General features: G+C 57.7%; 18 protein-coding genes. 10 read left to right on the top strand and 8 right to left on the bottom strand.

Annotated features, from left to right (window positions below; genetic code table 11):
• Positions 1-4 precede the first annotated feature (4 nt).
• Together RHM59_RS18315 and RHM59_RS18320 are read left to right on the top strand one after the other, a co-directional pair.
• Positions 5-391: an MAPEG family protein gene (locus RHM59_RS18315; RefSeq protein ID WP_322166537.1), complete on the top strand. Its 387-nt coding sequence runs from the start codon at positions 5-7 to the stop codon at positions 389-391.
• A gap of 86 nt (positions 392-477) precedes the next feature.
• Positions 478-930, top strand: a complete 453-nt coding sequence (locus tag RHM59_RS18320) for a cytochrome c (RefSeq protein WP_322171254.1) — start codon at positions 478-480, stop codon at positions 928-930.
• 107 nt (positions 931-1037) lie between these two features.
• Here the strand turns inward: RHM59_RS18320 and RHM59_RS18325 are convergent, their stop codons facing one another.
• The 4 genes from RHM59_RS18325 to RHM59_RS18340 all read right to left on the bottom strand — a co-directional run bounded on the left by RHM59_RS18325 (position 1038) and on the right by RHM59_RS18340 (position 5566).
• Positions 1038-1448, bottom strand: a complete 411-nt coding sequence (locus RHM59_RS18325; protein WP_322184600.1) for a DUF1090 domain-containing protein — start codon at positions 1446-1448, stop codon at positions 1038-1040.
• Between the two features lie 39 nt (positions 1449-1487).
• The gene (ligB, locus tag RHM59_RS18330) at positions 1488-3164 is read right to left on the bottom strand and encodes an NAD-dependent DNA ligase LigB (protein WP_322285153.1); all 1677 of its coding nucleotides are present in this window, start codon (positions 3162-3164) and stop codon (positions 1488-1490) included.
• A 195-nt stretch (positions 3165-3359) separates the two neighbouring features.
• Positions 3360-4550: a methionine adenosyltransferase gene (gene metK, locus RHM59_RS18335; RefSeq protein ID WP_322285154.1), complete on the bottom strand. Its 1191-nt coding sequence runs from the start codon at positions 4548-4550 to the stop codon at positions 3360-3362.
• Positions 4547-5566 carry a metalloregulator ArsR/SmtB family transcription factor gene (locus tag RHM59_RS18340; protein ID WP_322166532.1) on the bottom strand — a complete coding sequence of 340 codons (1020 nt, stop codon included), beginning with the start codon at positions 5564-5566 and terminating at the stop codon, positions 4547-4549. The genes metK and RHM59_RS18340 overlap by 4 nt, the downstream gene beginning before the upstream one ends.
• Before the next feature lie 245 nt (positions 5567-5811).
• Between RHM59_RS18340 and tkt the strand changes: the two genes are divergently transcribed.
• From tkt to fba, 7 genes are all read left to right on the top strand, one after another.
• Positions 5812-7809, top strand: a complete 1998-nt coding sequence (tkt, locus tag RHM59_RS18345) for a transketolase (RefSeq protein ID WP_322166531.1) — start codon at positions 5812-5814, stop codon at positions 7807-7809.
• Between the two features lie 144 nt (positions 7810-7953).
• The gene (gene epd / locus RHM59_RS18350; RefSeq protein ID WP_322166530.1) at positions 7954-9009 is read left to right on the top strand and encodes an erythrose-4-phosphate dehydrogenase; all 1056 of its coding nucleotides are present in this window, start codon (positions 7954-7956) and stop codon (positions 9007-9009) included.
• Between the two features lie 15 nt (positions 9010-9024).
• Complete coding sequence (locus RHM59_RS18355) at positions 9025-10188, top strand: phosphoglycerate kinase (RefSeq protein ID WP_322166529.1); 1164 nt, start codon at positions 9025-9027, stop codon at positions 10186-10188.
• 29 nt (positions 10189-10217) lie between these two features.
• Positions 10218-10442, top strand: a complete 225-nt coding sequence (locus RHM59_RS18360) for a hypothetical protein (protein ID WP_322166528.1) — start codon at positions 10218-10220, stop codon at positions 10440-10442.
• A 98-nt stretch (positions 10443-10540) separates the two neighbouring features.
• Positions 10541-10738: a hypothetical protein gene (locus RHM59_RS18365; RefSeq protein ID WP_322166527.1), complete on the top strand. Its 198-nt coding sequence runs from the start codon at positions 10541-10543 to the stop codon at positions 10736-10738.
• A gap of 53 nt (positions 10739-10791) precedes the next feature.
• A complete protein-coding gene (locus tag RHM59_RS18370) occupies positions 10792-11118 on the top strand; it encodes an MliC family protein (protein ID WP_322166526.1) in 327 nt (108 codons plus the stop codon).
• Between the two features lie 125 nt (positions 11119-11243).
• Entirely contained in the window at positions 11244-12308 is a 1065-nt protein-coding gene (gene fba / locus RHM59_RS18375; RefSeq protein WP_299828244.1) for a class II fructose-bisphosphate aldolase, read from the top strand.
• Positions 12309-12371: 63 nt separating this feature from the next.
• Here the strand turns inward: fba and RHM59_RS18380 are convergent, their stop codons facing one another.
• The 4 genes from RHM59_RS18380 to choX form a co-directional block, all read right to left on the bottom strand.
• Complete coding sequence (locus RHM59_RS18380; protein ID WP_322166525.1) at positions 12372-12842, bottom strand: thioesterase family protein; 471 nt, start codon at positions 12840-12842, stop codon at positions 12372-12374.
• Positions 12843-12996: 154 nt separating this feature from the next.
• Positions 12997-13962: an L-carnitine dehydrogenase gene (locus tag RHM59_RS18385; RefSeq protein WP_322285155.1), complete on the bottom strand. Its 966-nt coding sequence runs from the start codon at positions 13960-13962 to the stop codon at positions 12997-12999.
• A gap of 158 nt (positions 13963-14120) precedes the next feature.
• Positions 14121-15008 (bottom strand): 3-keto-5-aminohexanoate cleavage protein, encoded by an 888-nt coding sequence (locus RHM59_RS18390; protein ID WP_322166523.1) that lies wholly within the window; start codon positions 15006-15008, stop codon positions 14121-14123.
• Between the two features lie 96 nt (positions 15009-15104).
• On the bottom strand, positions 15105-16052 hold the full coding sequence (gene choX, locus RHM59_RS18395) for a choline ABC transporter substrate-binding protein (protein WP_322166522.1): 948 nt from the start codon (positions 16050-16052) through the stop codon (positions 15105-15107).
• Positions 16053-16246: 194 nt separating this feature from the next.
• On the opposite strand from choX, the gene RHM59_RS18400 reads away from it, so the two are divergent.
• Positions 16247-17191: a GlxA family transcriptional regulator gene (locus tag RHM59_RS18400; RefSeq protein WP_322285156.1), complete on the top strand. Its 945-nt coding sequence runs from the start codon at positions 16247-16249 to the stop codon at positions 17189-17191.
• Positions 17192-17244: the final 53 nt, after the last annotated feature.

A 17244-nucleotide genomic window follows, 5' to 3' on the forward strand; every position in this document is an offset into this window, starting at 1 on the left:
ACTCATGACCGTTGCTTTCTGGTGCGTATTTATTGCGATATTCCTGCCGTATTTATGCACAGGCGTCGCCAAATTCAGCGGCGGCCAATTTGGCGCTCGGCAGAACCACGACCCGCGCGCATTTTTAGAGAACTTACAAGGTTTCGCCAAGCGTGCGGATTCTGCGCAACGAAACAGCTTTGAAGTTACGCCAGCGTTTGCGGCAGCAGTGATCATTTCGCAGTACGTCGGGCACGCGCAGATGGTGACGATCAATGTGCTGGCGGTGTTATTCATCACCAGTCGTCTGCTGTACATCATTTGTTATCTGGCTGATTGGGCGCCCTTGCGGTCATTGTTCTGGGCCATCGGCATGGGAATCGTTGCTGCGCTTTTCTTTATTTCAGCCTAAATGACGAGCCGACTGCGGCAACGGTGCGCTTGGCCTTTGGCGATGAGCCGAGGATACTGGCGACCGTTTCCCTAGCTGAAGCCGTCATAACCTTGAAAAGACTTTCCGTAGTATTGCTGGCCTGCCTGACATTGAGCGCTTGCGGTGGTGTTGATCCGAACTCACCGTTGGGCCAGCGCAAGGCGATCTTCAAACAGATGTTGAAGACCAGCGAAAACCTGAGTGGCATGCTCAAAGGACGCGTCGTATTTGATGGTCAGCTGTTCACCGACGGCGCGATCAAGCTCGACAGTCTGTCCCATGAGCCATGGAAGCATTTCCCTTCGGTCAAGGAAGAGTCGTCGCACAGCAGCGCCAAGAATGACGTTTGGGAGAAACAGGCACGCTTTCAACAATTGGCTCGCTCGCTTGAATCAGCAACCGGTGAGTTGGTAATCGCCACCAATGCCAAGCCCTTCAGCGCCAGCAACCTCAATCCTGCGGTGCAGAAAGTGCAGGACGCCTGCGAGGCGTGCCATAAAGAGTTTCGCGATCACTAAGATCCACATCAATCCCCTTAGAACCAACATGTTGGCGGGCAAACCCGCGGTGTGACGGGTACGCCGCTTCGCCAACACGTTGGCTCCTATGGTTGCGGCAAACGGGATCAATCGTCATCCGGCTCAATCTTCTCCAGCTCCGCATGGGCGTCCTTCAATTCCTGGCGGGCTTGGGCGAGCTTGTCTTTGCGTGTATTGATTTTGTCCGGGTCGCCCTTGCTCATCGCACGGTCCAAATCTGACTGACGACGGGCCACTTCGTGTTTGGCGTCCAACACTCTTGTTTCAAGCTGTTTGAGAAGCGAGGCGTCGGTGCAGTTAGCGGTAGCTTCGCTTAATGCTTTTTCCAGCCCGGCTTGCTGAGCGCTATTGCCGTTGGCTTTGGCCTGTTCAATCTGAGTACTGATGGCCTGACGCTTGGCGGCGCAACCGTTCAGTGGCGGCGCGTCGGCGGCCAATACGGGCACAGCCAACAAGCTGCACGCGGCGAATAGGAGCAGCGGTGACAAGCGTTTCATATGAACTCCCTTGGAAATATCCCTAAAAAAGCAATTGGCCTAAAAGCCGTCAATCCCATGATTTCGCAATTGTTCACTCAATGCCTGGACGTGCGGGTCGTTGAAAAAAGCAGTGAGCTGCGCAGCCCGCCCCGGACCGATGCCTGGCTCAGCTTGCCATTGGTCAGTGGTTCTCGTCGCCAACTGGCTCCATTGGTTGCCGAGATCAACGCTGGCGGTGGGCGGTAGACCGAGTGCTTTGAGCCAGCGATGAAACGGCTGTTGCCGGGCACTCTGAAGACTGGCGAGCAGTTTAGCGCTGCTGCGCTCACCAAAGCCGGGAATGTTAACAAGCTCTGTCGCATCAAGTGTCATCCAGTCGAGCAAGCCATCGATTCGTTTGGCGGCGAGCAGCGAGTTCCAGGTCCCAGGGCCAACACCAGTAAGTGCCAACCCGTTCTTGCCGCTAAGCCAGGCCAATCGGGCTTGAAACTGGCTTTCACAGCCGAGGGTTGGCTGCCAGCAACTCAGGGGGTGATAGTCGGCCGCCAGGGGAACGTTAAGTGCTGCACGATCAGTGTTGCGTGAGATCACGCTGTCCAGGCGCGGAATGGTTAATCCCGCGAGGCTGATCGAGATTTGATCGCCGGGGCGTATGTCCATTTGCTTCCAGCGTTGCAGTGAGCCGATGCTGATGCGTTTGATCTGTCGGTCGTCCAGCTTGACGGGTTCGAGGTCCAGCACGGGGGTAATTCGACCGCTTCGTCCGATAGTGAAATTAACCTTACGCACTTGCGCCAAGGCTTGAGCATAGGGATATTTCCAGGCTGCGATCCAGTAAGGCGCCTTGGCCTGCCAGCGTTGTGCGGGTGGCCGATGACTTTGGCGCATCACTACACCATCGCTGGCGAACGGCAGTGCCGTGCGGTACCAATGCTCGCGCCAGGCTTTTGCTTGGTCAAAATTGTTCAGCGGCTGGCTAAAGGCTGCACTGTCGCCCAAACCCATGGCGGTTAGTCCGGCCAATCGGTCGGGCAACGACGCGGGGCCGTTTGGCCAATCCCAAACGAACAGGCCCACATTCTGCGCTTCTGCGTCCTTGATGGTGGTGCGCGCCATCAGCCCGGCGACTTTGCTTCGCGCATTCAGGCTGCCAGCCTTGGCTTGCACATGATCGTGCAAACGCCAGTACAACTCGCCTTGCAGCACTACGTCTTTCGGAATCGGTAGATGGTTTGGTATTGCAGGCATCAGCCGTGCGTGTTGGGTCCAGTCCTGCCCCTTGAGTCCATTGCCGCGACTGATCGCTTGCTTGAGTTCGCCTTTCTCATAGATCAGCGTGACCGCCACACCGTCGACTTTTGGCTGAATCCACACATCCTTGCGGTTCATCAGCCAGCTTTGCACGGCGCTTTCGGTGGGCAGCTTATTCAGGCCTGTGTGCGGGATCGGGTGCGTGGTCGGTCCGCCTGCGGTTTTAAGCGGATCGTGATCGGAGGTGGACGCGAGGGTAAAGCACGTTCGCCACCGAGCCAGGCGTGCTTGAGATTGGTCGTAAAGTTCATCGGGTACCAACGAAACGCCAAGGCGGTGATAGCTGTCGTCCCACTGGCGAATCTGTTGCTGCAGGGTGGAAATCTCGTTTTCGGCTTTGGTGGCGGCCCAGTCCGGGCAAGGAGTGGCGTTGGCGGTCAGGCAGGTGAGGGTGAGCAGGCAGCCGGCAAATAAACGCAGCATCGAAGCATCCTTGCTTAAAAGGGTGCTGGGGAGGCTAGCTGCTGGGGCTCAGTGGTGGGGGTTTGAGTGGTTACGGGGTTTTACGGAGAAATCTTTTGCGCACCCTAAACATCATCAGGCCACACAGATGAAGTCATGTCCCAGACACAAAAAAGCCCCAGCCAACTCGCGTCGACTGGGGCTTTTTATCGAGTATTACAAACCGGCAGCCGCGCGCAGGGCGTCAGCGCGGTCGGTTTTTTCCCAAGTGAACGTGGTGAACGTGTCGTTGCCCACGGTTTTGGTTTCCGGCGTGCGACCAAAGTGGCCGTACGCTGCGGTTTCCTGATACATCGGGTGCAGCAGGTCGAGCATGGTGGTGATCGCGTAAGGGCGCAGGTCGAAATGCTCGCGGACCAGTTTAACGATCTTGTCGTCGCTGATCTTGCCGGTGCCGAAGGTGTTCAACGAGATCGACGTCGGTTGAGCAACACCAATGGCGTAGGAAACCTGAATCTCGCAACGCTCGGCCAAACCACCCGCAACGATATTCTTCGCTACATAACGGCCCGCATAGGCTGCCGAACGGTCAACCTTGGATGGGTCCTTACCGGAGAATGCGCCGCCGCCGTGACGGGCCATGCCGCCGTAGCTGTCGACGATGATCTTGCGACCGGTCAGACCGCAGTCACCCACTGGTCCGCCAATGATGAACTGGCCAGTCGGGTTGATGTGGTACTGGGTGTCTTTGTGTAGCAGGTGAGCAGGCAGCGCGTGCTTGACGATCAGTTCCATCACGCCTTCGCGCAGATCGGCGTAGGACACTTCTGGGTTGTGCTGAGTCGACAGTACTACCGCGTCAATCCCGACCACGATGCCGTTTTCATAGCGGCAGGTAACCTGGGATTTGGCGTCCGGGCGCAGCCAAGGCAGTAGGCCAGATTTACGGGCTTCGGCCTGGCACTTGACCAATTGGTGCGAAAACGCGATGGGCGCAGGCATCAGCTCGTCGGTTTCGTTGCTGGCATAGCCAAACATCAGGCCCTGGTCGCCAGCGCCCTGATCTTCTGGCTTGGCACGGTCAACGCCTTGGTTGATGTCAGGAGACTGCTTGCCAATGATGTTCATCACGCCGCACGTCGCGCCGTCGAAGCCGACATCGGAGCTGTTATAGCCGATATCGAGAATCACGTTGCGGACGATGTCTTCGAGGTCGACCCAAGCAGAAGTGGTCACTTCACCAGCAATGATCGCTACGCCGGTTTTCACCAGTGTCTCGCAGGCCACGCGGGCAAACTTGTCTTCGGCAATAATGGCGTCCAGAACCGCATCGGAGATCTGGTCAGCAATTTTGTCCGGATGCCCTTCAGACACGGATTCGGAGGTGAAAAGGGAGTATTCGCTCATCTCGACGGATTTCCTGAATTGTACCGATTGTGAGTGTTTCCAGTCGGTCGCTGAAAGTGGCGAACCTGAATCTGGAAACCATTACGTAGGCCTACATAGAGGCTTTCCCCGGGAACCAGTCCCGCAGCGATGGCCCAACGGGCCAGATCATCCTGTTCAAAGCCCAACCAGAGATCGCCGCAGGCCTCCTTGGCCCAACTCTGGTTGTGGCTACACAACTCTGTCACTAACAAGCTACCGCCTGGTTTCACCAGATGGGCCAATTGTTTAAGGGCTTCGGCTGGCGCGGCGAAATGGTGAAGTACCATATTCAGTACCACGCAATCGGCGCGAACATCGGCGTTGCCCAAGGCGTCGGCCAGCTGTAACTCGACATTGCCCAGTGCCTCGCGCTCGCACACTTGACGGGCCAGCTCCAGCATCGCCGGACTGTTATCCAGTGCGGTGACATGGCGAAAACGCCGCGCCAGCTCGGGCAAGAATCCGCCGTCACCGGGACCGACTTCAACCGCGGTGGCATCGCTGCCAAAGCTGAGTTTGTCCAACAGAGACAACAGGCTGTCGCGGTACTGAGGCAAGCCGGCAATCAAGTCCTGCTGGGCGCGAAACTTTTCTGCGACCCGGGCAAAGAAATCCTGACTGGCGGCGGCGCGTTGTCGGTGCACCAAACTGATACGCGCCTGGACTTCGCCCGGCAAGGTCAAATCGTCAGCTTCGTCGAGCAACGCCGCGTGCAACCTGCCGCCCGGGAGACCGATGTGGGGCAGGGCGCGGCGGTAGTAAATCGCATTGCCTTCGCGGCGCGTGGCCACCAGCTCCGCTTGAGACAGCACCTTTAAATGGTGGCTCATGCCGGATTGGCCGATGGCAAAAATTTGCGCCAGCTCCAGAACACCGAATGAATCGTTGGCCAGGGCTCGCAGCACATTGAGTCGCAGCGGATCGCCCCCGGCTTTGCACAAGGCGGCCAGGTCGTCACTGTATTCATGGCGAATGGCAGGCACGCGTAAGTTCATAGGGCTGGCAGTCTAGAGAGCGACCGTTCAGCTCGCAAGTGCTATATCAAAAAGTTTTGATATTGGTCGATAGAAGGCGATTCACGACTAGCCTTTCGCCACGCCGCGCCTTTAGAGAGCCGCGAAGCCCGACAGAAGGGCTGAATTACAGGAAAAGCACGTTCTGTCATTGCCCCCAGGCAGTGCGTGAGGGAAAATGCTCACCTTTTTCCGATCCCATTCTTTTCAGCCCCAGGAGATCAGCGATGCCCAGCCGTCGTGAGCGTGCCAATGCCATTCGTGCCCTAAGCATGGATGCCGTGCAAAAAGCCAACAGCGGCCATCCCGGTGCCCCTATGGGCATGGCGGATATCGCCGAAGTGCTTTGGCGTGACTTCCTCAAGCACAACCCGAGCAACCCGTCGTTCGCCGACCGTGACCGCTTCATCATGTCCAACGGCCACGGTTCGATGCTGGTTTACTCGCTGCTGCACCTGACCGGTTATGACCTCTCGATTGATGACCTGAAGAATTTCCGTCAACTGCACAGCCGTACACCGGGCCATCCGGAATATGGCTACACCCCTGGCGTTGAAACCACCACCGGTCCACTGGGCCAAGGTCTGGCTAACGCCGTTGGTTTTGCCCTCGCCGAAAAAGTGCTGGCCGAACAGTTCAACCGTCCGGGCCACGACATCGTTGATCACCACACCTACGTGTTCTTGGGTGATGGCTGCATGATGGAAGGTATTTCCCACGAAGTCAGCTCGTTGGCCGGTACCTTGGGCCTGGGCAAGCTGATCGCGTTCTACGATGACAACGGCATCTCGATTGATGGCGAAGTTGAAGGCTGGTTCACCGACGACACGCCAAAGCGTTTCGAAGCCTACAACTGGCAAGTGATCCGTAACGTCGACGGTCACGATGCTGATGAAATCAAGATCGCTATCGAAACCGCTCGTAAAAGCGCTCAGCCAACGCTGATCTGCTGCAAGACCACCATCGGTTTCGGTTCGCCAAACAAGCAAGGCAAGGAAGATTGCCACGGTGCTCCACTGGGTGCCGAAGAAATCGCCTTGACCCGCGCCGCGCTGAAATGGAACTACGGTCCTTTCGAAATTCCGGCTGAAATCTATGCCGAATGGAGCGCCAAGGAATCCGGCTTGGCGGTTGAAGCCGAGTGGGATCAGCGGTTCGCTGCCTATGCTGGCGCCTTCCCTGAATTGGCCAATGAACTGATTCGTCGCATGAGCGGTGAGTTGCCGGCTGATTTTGCCGAGAAGTCCGCTGCTTACATCGCTGAAGTCAACGCCAAGGGCGAGACCATCGCCAGCCGTAAAGCCAGCCAGAATGCATTGAACGCGCTGGGCCCGTTGCTGCCTGAGTTCCTCGGCGGTTCGGCTGACCTGGCCGGTTCCAACCTGACCATCTGGAAAGGCTGCAAGAGCATCACCGGCGAAGACGCCAACGGTAACTACCTGCATTACGGCGTACGCGAGTTCGGCATGGGCGCCATGATGAACGGCATCGCGCTGCACGGCGGTTTCGTTCCATACGGCGCTACCTTCCTGATCTTCATGGAATACGCCCGTAACGCGGTGCGTATGTCGTCGTTAATGAAGAAGCGAGTGATTTACGTGTTCACCCACGACTCTATCGGTCTGGGCGAAGACGGCCCGACGCACCAGCCAATCGAGCAATTGACCAGCCTGCGCACCACGCCAAACCTCGACACTTGGCGCCCAGCCGATGCCGTTGAAACGGCAGTGGCCTGGAAATACGCCATTGAGCGTAACGACGGGCCATCGGCAATGATCTTCTCCCGTCAGAACCTGACCCACCAATCCCGCGATGCAACCCAGCTGGCAGACATTGCCCGTGGCGGTTACGTGCTGCGCGATTGCGTTGGCGAGCCGGAATTGATCTTGATTGCTACCGGTTCTGAAGTGGGTCTGGCGGTGGAGGCTTACGATCAACTGTCTGCCCAAGGTCGCAACGTGCGCGTGGTTTCCATGCCGTGCACCAGCGTCTTCGAAGCTCAGGACGCCATGTACAAACAAGCCGTGCTGCCGCTGCAAGTCAGCGCGCGTATCGCCATCGAAGCGGCTCACGCGGACTACTGGTACAAATACGTGGGCTTGGAAGGCCGTGTCATCGGCATGACCACCTTCGGCGAGTCGGCGCCCGCGCCAGCCTTATTCGAGGAGTTCGGCTTCACCTTGGAAAACATCCTGGGCACGGCTGAAGAGCTGCTGGAAGACTAAACACGGTCTTACGGCATCGCCACACACCTGTGGGAGCAGGCTTGCCTGCGAATAGCTTGATGCGATACACCCAGATTTATCGCGTCGTCTAATTCGCAGGCAAGCCTGCTCCCACAGGTCCAATACCCGCCTGCGAGAATCCCCATGCCTCAGCCACAACCACGCCTCTACAAAGTTGCTCTCAACGGCTACGGTCGCATCGGTCGCTGTGTCTTGCGTGCGCTGTGTGAGCGAGGGGCGAAGGCTGGGTTTCAAGTGGTTGCCATCAACGACCTGGCCGACATGGCCAGTCTCGAATACCTCACGCGCTTCGATTCCACCCACGGCCGCTTTCCAGGCGAAGTGCGGGTCGAAGGCGATCGCCTGCACATCAACGATCACCGCATCAAAGTCCTGCGCAGCGCGATTCCGGAAGGCATCGACTGGGCCGGGCTGGGCGTTGATCTGGTGCTTGAATGCTCGGGCGCGTTTCACACGCGCGCCGATGGTCAGCGTTTTCTCGATGCCGGTGCGCCCCGCGTGCTGTTCTCACAGCCGATGGCCAGCGAAGCGGATGTCGACGCCACCATCGTCTACGGCATCAATCAGCAAAAACTGACCGGCAATGAATTGCTGGTGTCTGCGGCCTCCTGCACCACCAATTGCAGCGTGCCCTTGCTGCGCTTACTGGATCAGGCCCTCGGGCTGGAATACATCACGATCACCACGATTCATTCGGCGATGAATGACCAGCCAGTGATCGATGCCTATCACCACGAAGACCTGCGGCGCACGCGGTCGGCGTTTCAGTCGATTATCCCGGTGTCCACTGGTCTGGCGCGCGGCATCGAACGGCTGCTGCCGGAACTTGCCGGGCGAATTCAGGCCAAAGCTGTGCGTGTGCCGACCGTTAACGTCTCGTGCCTCGATATAACGATGCAAGTCGCGCGTGATACCGATGCCACCGAGATCAACCGGATCCTGCGCGAGGCCGCTACCAGCGGCCCGCTTAAAGGGCTGGTGGCGTACACCGAACTGCCGCATGCCAGTTGTGATTTTAACCATGACCCCCATTCGGCCATTGTCGATGCCAGCCAGACCCGCGTTTCCGGCCCCCGGCTGGTGAATTTGCTGGCTTGGTTCGATAACGAATGGGGTTTTGCCAATCGAATGCTCGACGTTGCGGATCACTATCTGAGCGCTGTGCATCACCCACAATAAAACAGGGATTGCCTCATGACCGTGTTGAAAATGACCGACCTCGACCTGCAAGGTAAGCGTGTACTGATCCGCGAAGACCTCAATGTCCCGGTGAAAGACGGCGCGGTAACCAGTGACGCGCGAATCGTGGCTTCTCTGCCGACCATCAAGTTGGCGCTGGAGAAGGGCGCCGCCGTCATGGTCTGCTCGCACCTGGGTCGTCCAACCGAAGGCGAATTTTCGGCTGAAAACAGTCTTAAGCCTGTCGCTGATTACCTGAGCAAAGCCTTGGGCCGTGAAGTACCGTTGGTGGCTGACTATCTGGACGGTTTCGAGATCAAGGCCGGCGACATCGTGCTGTTCGAAAACGTGCGCTTTAACAAGGGCGAGAAGAAAAACACCGACGAGCTGGCGCGCAAATACGCGGCCTTGTGCGATGTGTTCGTGATGGACGCTTTTGGCACCGCGCACCGCGCCGAAGGTTCGACCCACGGCGTCGCGAAGTTTGCCAAAGTGGCAGCGGCCGGTCCGTTGTTGGCCGCCGAGCTGGATGCCTTGGGCAAAGCCCTGAGCGCCCCGGCCCAACCAATGGCGGCCATTGTTGCCGGCTCCAAAGTCTCCACCAAGCTTGATGTGCTCAACAGCCTCAGCGCGATCTGCAATCAGCTGATCGTCGGTGGCGGGATTGCTAACACCTTCCTTGCGGCTGCCGGTTACAACGTGGGCAAATCGCTGTACGAGCCCGACTTGTTGGACACTGCGCGTGCCATTGCTGCCAAGGTCAGCGTGCCGCTGCCCACCGATGTAGTGGTCGCCAAGCAGTTCGCAGAAAGCGCAGTGGCAACGGTGAAACCGGTGGGTGAGGTCGCCGATGACGACATGATTCTCGACATTGGGCCGCAAACTGCCGCGCACTTTGCCGAGCTGTTGAAGACATCCAAGACTATTCTGTGGAACGGCCCAGTGGGCGTGTTCGAGTTCGATCAGTTCGGTGAAGGCACCAAAACCCTGGCCAAGGCCATTGCTGAAAGTTCGGCATTCTCCATCGCTGGCGGCGGTGACACGTTGGCGGCCATCGATAAATACGGCATAGCAGATCAAATCTCCTACATTTCTACCGGTGGTGGCGCGTTCCTTGAGTTTGTAGAAGGTAAAGTGCTGCCCGCCGTTGAAATGTTGGAGCAACGTGCCAAGGGCTGAAAAAATCAGCGTTGGTAGAGGGGAGCAACATGGTCAGGGGTTTACCGCTGTTTATCATCACCGGCCTAATGGTCGGCTGTGCCAGCGCACCGGAGGCCGATGAGGTTCCTGTTGCGCCTAAAGTGTTGCACATGAGTTGTTACCAGGCTGGCTGGCAAGCGGAAACGGTGCCGATCATTTACACCCGTGGCGGTCAGGAAGCGCTGGACAAATACGACGCTGCGCCTAGAGGAACGGAGACAGGATGTCGTTAAACGCCCGTTTTTACGGGTTTGACGGCGGGGTTAGCAACGTTGGTGATTGGCGGTGGTCTTTGTAGGAGTGATTGCTTTTTAGAAGAAGGAGTTTCGCCATGAAAGTTGCTGTCATCACGCTGTTCGGTTGTATGGTATTGGCCGGTTGTAGCGGTTCGGGCTCGCACTCACGGGCCTGCGAGGTCTTAGTGCCCGCGCAGGTTACCGTCCCAACGACCCAAAATGATCAGCGGGTCGAGGAGCAAGCCACGGGTGAGCCGACCGATGATCGCAATCAAGAACAGAATTGCCCCTGATCGACCGAAGTGACTGGCATTTGTCAGGCTTCATGGGGCGACCAGGAGATGGAATGAAAGGCCTTATCGCCCTCGCGACACTTGCAGCACTTGGCGGTTGCGCCAGCATGAACCCGAAAGCGCCTGAATCGGACACCTGGACCAATTGGGTGTGTGACAGCAAGGCTGCGTTGCTCTGGCATTATGCCGACAGTGCAAAAAGTGAGATTGATCTTCGCCTGCTGGGCAGTGACAAGGTCTATCGTTTAAAGCCTGAGCCGGGCTCTTCAGGTGAGCTATACAGCGATGGAGTGCTGGCGTTTCACATTAAGGGTGATGAAGGCCTGGTTTACTGGGTTGCCACCAATGATTTGATCGGTCGCGGTTGCAAGGCGCTTTAAAGCGCGCCAGTTGCTTGAGGACCGAGTAAGTGCGCTTACGTGTAACATGCGCAAAAAATTGAACCGCAGCCGCCGATCAGGCAGGCCCGCACGAATTAACGACCCTACCGGGAGAGAGACCTAAAATGGCACTTATCAGCATGCGCCAGATGTTGGACCACGCGGCCGAATTCGGCTACGGCGTCCCCGCCTTCAACGTCAACAACCTGGAACAGATGCGCGCCATTATGGAAGCGGCTGACAAGACCAATTCCCCGGTGATCGTTCAGGCTTCGGCCGGCGCGCGTAAATACGCAGGCGCTCCGTTCCTGCGTCATTTGATCCTCGCGGCAATCGAAGAATTCCCGCACATCCCGGTGGTCATGCACCAGGACCACGGCACCAGCCCTGACATCTGCCAACGCTCCATCCAACTGGGCTTCAGCTCGGTAATGATGGACGGCTCACTGGCCGAAGACGGCAAGACCCCGACGGACTATGAGTACAACGTGCGCGTGACTCAGCAAACCGTGGCCATGGCTCACGCCTGTGGTGTTTCGGTTGAAGGCGAGTTGGGTTGCCTGGGTTCTCTGGAAACCGGCATGGCGGGCGAAGAAGACGGCGTTGGCGCAGAAGGCGTGCTTGATCACAGCCAACTGCTGACCGACCCGGAAGAAGCGGCTGACTTCGTGAAGAAGACCCAGGTCGATGCCCTGGCCATCGCCATCGGTACCAGCCACGGCGCATACAAGTTCACCAAACCGCCTACCGGCGACACCTTGGCGATTGATCGGATCAAGGCGATTCACGCGCGTATTCCGAACACTCACCTGGTCATGCACGGTTCGTCTTCAGTGCCGCAAGAGTGGCTGAAAATCATCAACGAATACGGCGGCGACATCAAAGAGACCTACGGCGTACCGGTTGAAGAAATCGTCGAAGGCATCAAATACGGCGTGCGCAAGGTCAACATCGACACCGACCTGCGTTTGGCCTCCACCGGCGCGATCCGTCGTTTGATGGCCACCAACCCGAGCGAATTTGACCCGCGTAAATTCTTCGGCGCGACCATCATTGCCATGCGCGACATCTGCATCGCCCGTTACGAAGCGTTCGGCACCGCTGGCAACGCCTCGAAAATCAAGCCCATCTCTCTGGAAAAGATGTACCAGCGTTACGCGGCTGGTGAGTTGAAGGCCAAGGTCAACTGAGTTCTGGTTGATTGAAAAAAAACCCGCAGCGATGCGGGTTTTTTTATGGCTCTTACAGGGCAATTAAGCGGGAAGGGCGATGACCCGGCCGATCCAGATCGGCGTTGGCAAGTCCTTCTGTTCTTCGGCCATGGCGTGCAGGGTCTTGAGCGCTGATTCGCTGAAAGGCGCCGAACGTGGCCCCGCCAATTCCACGTGCAATAGCATTTGTTCGTTGGCGGCCAACGCATCGTCACTGCCGGGTTTGTGCAGGCTGTGATAAAGGTGCACGCGCTTACGGTCGTGACCGACGATTTGCGTGCGGACTTCGACCTCTTCCCCGAGCTTTACCTCGTGCAGATAATTCAGATGGCACTCAAGCGTGAATAACGAGTGGCCGCTGTTTGCTCGGTTATCGCTGTCCAGACCCAAATGATCCATGAAGGCATCGGTGGCGTAGCTGAAGATCAACAGATAAAACGCATCACGCAGATGCCCGTTGTAATCGACCCAATCGGCGAGGATCGGGGTTTTGTAGGTGGTGAGTGTCGGCATGGTTCAAATCCCATCAGTCTGGAACAGAACACAAAACCTGTGGGAGCAGGCTTGCCAGCGATGGCTGACTCGATGGAGCCTGATCCACCGCCTTCGTCGGCAAGCCGACTCCCACAGGGTTAGTGCAATGTCGGATGATTTATCCCGGTCTGCATTAGTCGCTGAACGCCATCCCGTGCTTGGCTTTGGTGACTTTCACCGCTTCTAGCACCGCCATTAGGCAATCATCGCGGTAGCGTTCAAGGGCTGCGATGCTGTGGTCGCCGAGCTGTTCGCTGGTGCCGTCGACCACATGGTCGATCAGCTTGTCGGTCAGTTCCGGTGCGGGCAAATAGGTCCATGGCAGTTTCAACGCCGGACCGAATTGAGCCATGAAGTGCCGCATCCCTGCATCGCCGCCTGCGAGCGTGTAGGTCAGGAACGTACCCATGAACGACCAGCGCAGACCGGCTCCAAACCGGATTGCATCATCGATCTCGCCAGTGGTGGCGACGCCATCGTTAACCAGGTGCAAGGCTTCACGCCACAGCGCTTCCAATAAACGGTCGGCAATGAAGCCCGGCACTTCTTTGCGCACGTGCAGCGGGCGCATGCCCAAGGATTTATAAACCGTGATGGCAGCTTGCACTGCTTCAGGCGACGTATGTTTGCCGCCGACTACTTCAACCAACGGTAGCAGGTAAACCGGGTTGAACGGATGACCGACGACGCAGCGCTCGGGGTGAGTAGCGCCTTCGTAGAAATCGCTCGGCAGCAGGCCGGAGGTACTAGAGCCGATCAAGGCGTTGGGTTTGGCTGCGGCACTGATTTTGGCGTGCAGCTCAAGTTTCAGGTCCAGACGTTCAGGCGCGCTTTCTTGAATGAAGTCGGCATCACGAACGCACGCTTCGATGGTCGCGACAAAGCGCAGACGGTCTTGCGAAGCGCCTTGTGCCAAGCCATTTTTCTCCAACGCGGGCCAGGCATTGGCCACGCGCTTACGCAATGCGGCTTCTGCGCCCGGCGCCGGGTCCCAAGCCACAACGTCCAAGCCGTGGGCCAATGCCCGGGAAACCCAGCCGCTGCCGATAACGCCACTGCCAAGGGCGGCAAAGGTTTTGATGTCGGTGATAAAAGTCATCGTCATGTTCCTGAAAGAATTCTGTATTCGAATGGTGAACATCCTGTGGGACCGAATTCATTCGGGAATCGGTTTTGCGGCACTGAAGATGCTGAATGTGCCGACCTATTCGCGAATGAATTCGCTCCCGCAGTGGGTCTGGGTCGTTATCGAAATAATCAGCCGCGCTTGGTCAGGCCCATTTTGACGCGGCCTTGCGCCGGGGTCATGACCCGGGCGCCCAGGCGGCTGAGGATTTCGGATGCGCGCTCAACCAATGCGCCGTTGCTGGCCAGTACGCCGCGATCCAACCAGATATTGTCTTCCAGGCCGACCCGTACGTTGCCGCCGAGCAACACCGCTTGGGCCGCCATCGGCATTTGCATGCGGCCAATCCCAAAGCCTGCCCACACGGCGTTTTCCGGCAAGTTATCGACCATGGCTTTCATGGTGGTGGTGTCGGCCGGTGCGCCCCATGGGATGCCTAGGCACAGCTGGAACAGCGGGTTATCCAGCAGACCTTCCTTGATCATCTGCTTGGCGAACCACAGGTGACCGGTGTCGAAAATTTCCAGCTCGGCTTTCACGCCCAGCTCTTGAATGCGTTTGGCGCCAGCGCGTAATTGGGCTGGGGTGGAGACGTAAATCGTGTCGCCATCGCCGAAGTTAAGGGTGCCGCAATCGAGGGTGCAAATTTCCGGTAGCAGCGCTTCAACGTGCGCCAGACGGGCTAGGGGACCAATCAAATCGGTGTTCGGGCCAAACTCCATCGGGTTTTCGCCAGCGCCGATTTCCAGGTCGCCGCCCATGCCCGCCGTGAGGTTGACGATGATGTCGATGTCGGCTTCGCGAATGCGCTCCATCACTTCGCGGTACAGCGCTACGTCGCGGCTGAACTTGCCGGTTTCCGGGTCGCGCACATGGCAATGAACCACGGTTGCACCGGCTTTGGCGGCTTCAACTGCAGCGGCAGCGATTTGTTTCGGGGTGATCGGGACAAGGTGGCTTCTCCCGGTCGTGTCGCCAGCACCGGTGAGTGCGCAGGTGATGATGACGTCATGGTTCATTTGAGAGTTCCTTACAGGCGGTTTTAAAAGTTTGAGGATGTTATTGCCCGATCCGCAGCCACCAAGGCGGCTGCGGTTCGGTAAAACAGGATCAGATCAAGGGTTGCTGGTCAGTTGCACATTGGCGGCAGCGTCTTTGCCGTCAAAAGTGGTCACCCCGGCGAGCCAGCGTTGCAGGTCTTGTGGGTGATCTTTGAGCCACTGTTTGGCCGACGCTGTGGCGTCTTTGTGGTCGAGTAGCGGTTGCATCATCCGGCTCTCGTCTTCGGCGGTGAACGTCAGATTAGTCAGCAGTTTGTTGACGTTCGGGCAGCGTTGGGCGTAGTCCGGCGCGGTCACGGTCCAGACCTTGGCTTCGCCTTCGTTCGGGCCTAATGCGTTTTCGCTACCGGTCAGGTAGGTCATCTTCTGGTTAACGTTCATTGGGTGCGGCGCCCAGCCGAAGAAGACAATAGCTTCGTTGCGGTTCACCGCGCGGGTGACCGCTGACAGCATTCCCGCTTCGCCTGATTCAACCAGCTGGAAGTCACCAAGCCCGAATTGGTTCTTGGCGATCATTTCCTTGATCTGGGTGTTGGCGCCTGAACCGGGCTCAATCCCGTAGATTTTTCCGCCCAGCTCTTTCTTGAATTTAGCGATGTCGGCGAAGGTTTTCAGGCCCTTGTCGGCCAAATAAGTCGGCACCGCCAATGTAGCGCGGGCGTCTTTAAGGCTCGGTGAAGGCAGTACGCGGATTTGATTAGCTTTCACAAACGGGCTAATGGTCTGGTTCATTATCGGGTCCCAGTAGCCCAGGAACATGTCCAGACGCTGGTCGCGGATACCGGCAAAAATGATTTGTTGTGAGGCGCTGGTCTGCTTGGTCTTGTAGCCCAGGCCGTCGAGCAACACTTGGGTCATGTTGCTGGTGGCCATGACGTCGGTCCAGTTAACCACCCCAAGACGTACGTTTTGGCATTCGGGCGCATCTGCTGCAAGGGCACTGCCGGCGATGAAGGTGCTGCTAGTGAGCGCCAGCAAACAGGTGCTGATCAGTCGTTTCATTGTGGTTTTCCTCGGCAGATTGTTGTTATAGGGATGGCCCGGCGTCTTTGCGCGCAGTGAGGCCACGTTACGCAGCCATGGCCCCGCAAAAACGCACAGCAGCGACTCACTCTTGCACAGCAGCGACCTGTCCTCTTGCTGTCCTGAGCCAACGGGCGTATGTGGTATTTACGCTGCCCCGATGAGTGCGCCCGATGTCACAGGATTACTACTTTTTGCTCATGCCCGGATTCTCGATCATGGGCTTTGTTTCGGCCGTTGAACCGCTGCGGGTGGCCAATCGTTTTGGTGGCGAGTTGTACCGCTGGCATGTGCTGAGCATCGATGGCGGAGCGGTGATCGCAAGCAACGGCATGTCGGTCAACGCCGACGCTGCGCTTGAACCGCTGAAAAAGGGCGCAACGCTCTGGGTGGTCGCAGGGTTCGAACCGCTGCAGTGTTGTACGCCCGCGTTGGAACACTGGCTGCGCCGACTCGATCACGACGGCGTGAGTTTGGGCGCCATCGACACCGGCAGTTTTGTCCTGGCCCAAGCGGGGCTGCTTGACGGCCATCGCCTGACCCTGCATTGGGAGGCGTTGGACGCGTTCAAAGAATCGTATCCACAGCTGGTGGTGACTCAGGAATTGTTCGAAATCGACCGGCGCCGCATTACTTCGGCGGGCGGCACAGCGTCCATCGACATGATGCTCGACCTCATTGGCCAAGCCCACGGGCCGGAGCTGGCGATCAAAGTGTCAGAACAATTCGTGCTCGGCCGCATTCGCCCGCGCAAAGACCACCAACGCATGCAGATCGCGACGCGCTTCGGCGTCAATAACAAGAAGCTGGTGCAGGTCATCGGTGAAATGGAAACTCACACTGAACCGCCGCTCAGCACCTTGCAGTTGGCCGAAGGGATTCAAGTCACCCGTCGGCAGTTGGAGCGGTTGTTCCGGCTGCATTTGAACGACACGCCAAGCAACTTCTACCTCGGCCTGCGCCTGGAAAAAGCCCGCCAACTGCTACGCCAAACCAACATGAGCGTGCTAGAAATCAGCATCGCCTGCGGCTTCGAATCGCCGTCTTATTTTACCCGCAGCTATAAAGGGCGGTTTGTAAGGTGTCCGCGAGAGGATCGGCAGCGTTTGAAGGCTTAGCGAAAAATTAGAAGCGGTTGGACAGCGATTTATAATCAATCACAGGTTTAACT

Source organism: Pseudomonas sp. MH10, from assembly GCF_034353045.1.
Classification (GTDB): Bacteria; Pseudomonadota; Gammaproteobacteria; order Pseudomonadales; family Pseudomonadaceae; genus Aquipseudomonas.

Bases quoted from the DNA above. Each gene is read 5' to 3' on its own strand.
- RHM59_RS18315 (WP_322166537.1), top strand. From the start codon at position 5: ATGACCGTTGCTTTCTGGTGCGTATTTATTGCGATATTCCTGCCGTAT.
- RHM59_RS18325 (WP_322184600.1), bottom strand. From the start codon at position 1,448: ATGAAACGCTTGTCACCGCTGCTCCTATTCGCCGCGTGCAGCTTGTTG.
- ligB (WP_322285153.1), bottom strand. From the start codon at position 3,164: ATGCTGCGTTTATTTGCCGGCTGCCTGCTCACCCTCACCTGCCTGACC.
- metK (WP_322285154.1), bottom strand. From the start codon at position 4,550: ATGAGCGAATACTCCCTTTTCACCTCCGAATCCGTGTCTGAAGGGCAT.
- RHM59_RS18340 (WP_322166532.1), bottom strand. From the start codon at position 5,566: ATGAACTTACGCGTGCCTGCCATTCGCCATGAATACAGTGACGACCTG.
- tkt (WP_322166531.1), top strand. From the start codon at position 5,812: ATGCCCAGCCGTCGTGAGCGTGCCAATGCCATTCGTGCCCTAAGCATG.
- epd (WP_322166530.1), top strand. From the start codon at position 7,954: ATGCCTCAGCCACAACCACGCCTCTACAAAGTTGCTCTCAACGGCTAC.
- RHM59_RS18355 (WP_322166529.1), top strand. From the start codon at position 9,025: ATGACCGTGTTGAAAATGACCGACCTCGACCTGCAAGGTAAGCGTGTA.
- RHM59_RS18360 (WP_322166528.1), top strand. From the start codon at position 10,218: ATGGTCAGGGGTTTACCGCTGTTTATCATCACCGGCCTAATGGTCGGC.
- RHM59_RS18365 (WP_322166527.1), top strand. From the start codon at position 10,541: ATGAAAGTTGCTGTCATCACGCTGTTCGGTTGTATGGTATTGGCCGGT.
- RHM59_RS18370 (WP_322166526.1), top strand. From the start codon at position 10,792: ATGAAAGGCCTTATCGCCCTCGCGACACTTGCAGCACTTGGCGGTTGC.
- fba (WP_299828244.1), top strand. From the start codon at position 11,244: ATGGCACTTATCAGCATGCGCCAGATGTTGGACCACGCGGCCGAATTC.
- RHM59_RS18380 (WP_322166525.1), bottom strand. From the start codon at position 12,842: ATGCCGACACTCACCACCTACAAAACCCCGATCCTCGCCGATTGGGTC.
- RHM59_RS18385 (WP_322285155.1), bottom strand. From the start codon at position 13,962: ATGACTTTTATCACCGACATCAAAACCTTTGCCGCCCTTGGCAGTGGC.
- RHM59_RS18390 (WP_322166523.1), bottom strand. From the start codon at position 15,008: ATGAACCATGACGTCATCATCACCTGCGCACTCACCGGTGCTGGCGAC.
- choX (WP_322166522.1), bottom strand. From the start codon at position 16,052: ATGAAACGACTGATCAGCACCTGTTTGCTGGCGCTCACTAGCAGCACC.
- RHM59_RS18400 (WP_322285156.1), top strand. From the start codon at position 16,247: ATGTCACAGGATTACTACTTTTTGCTCATGCCCGGATTCTCGATCATG.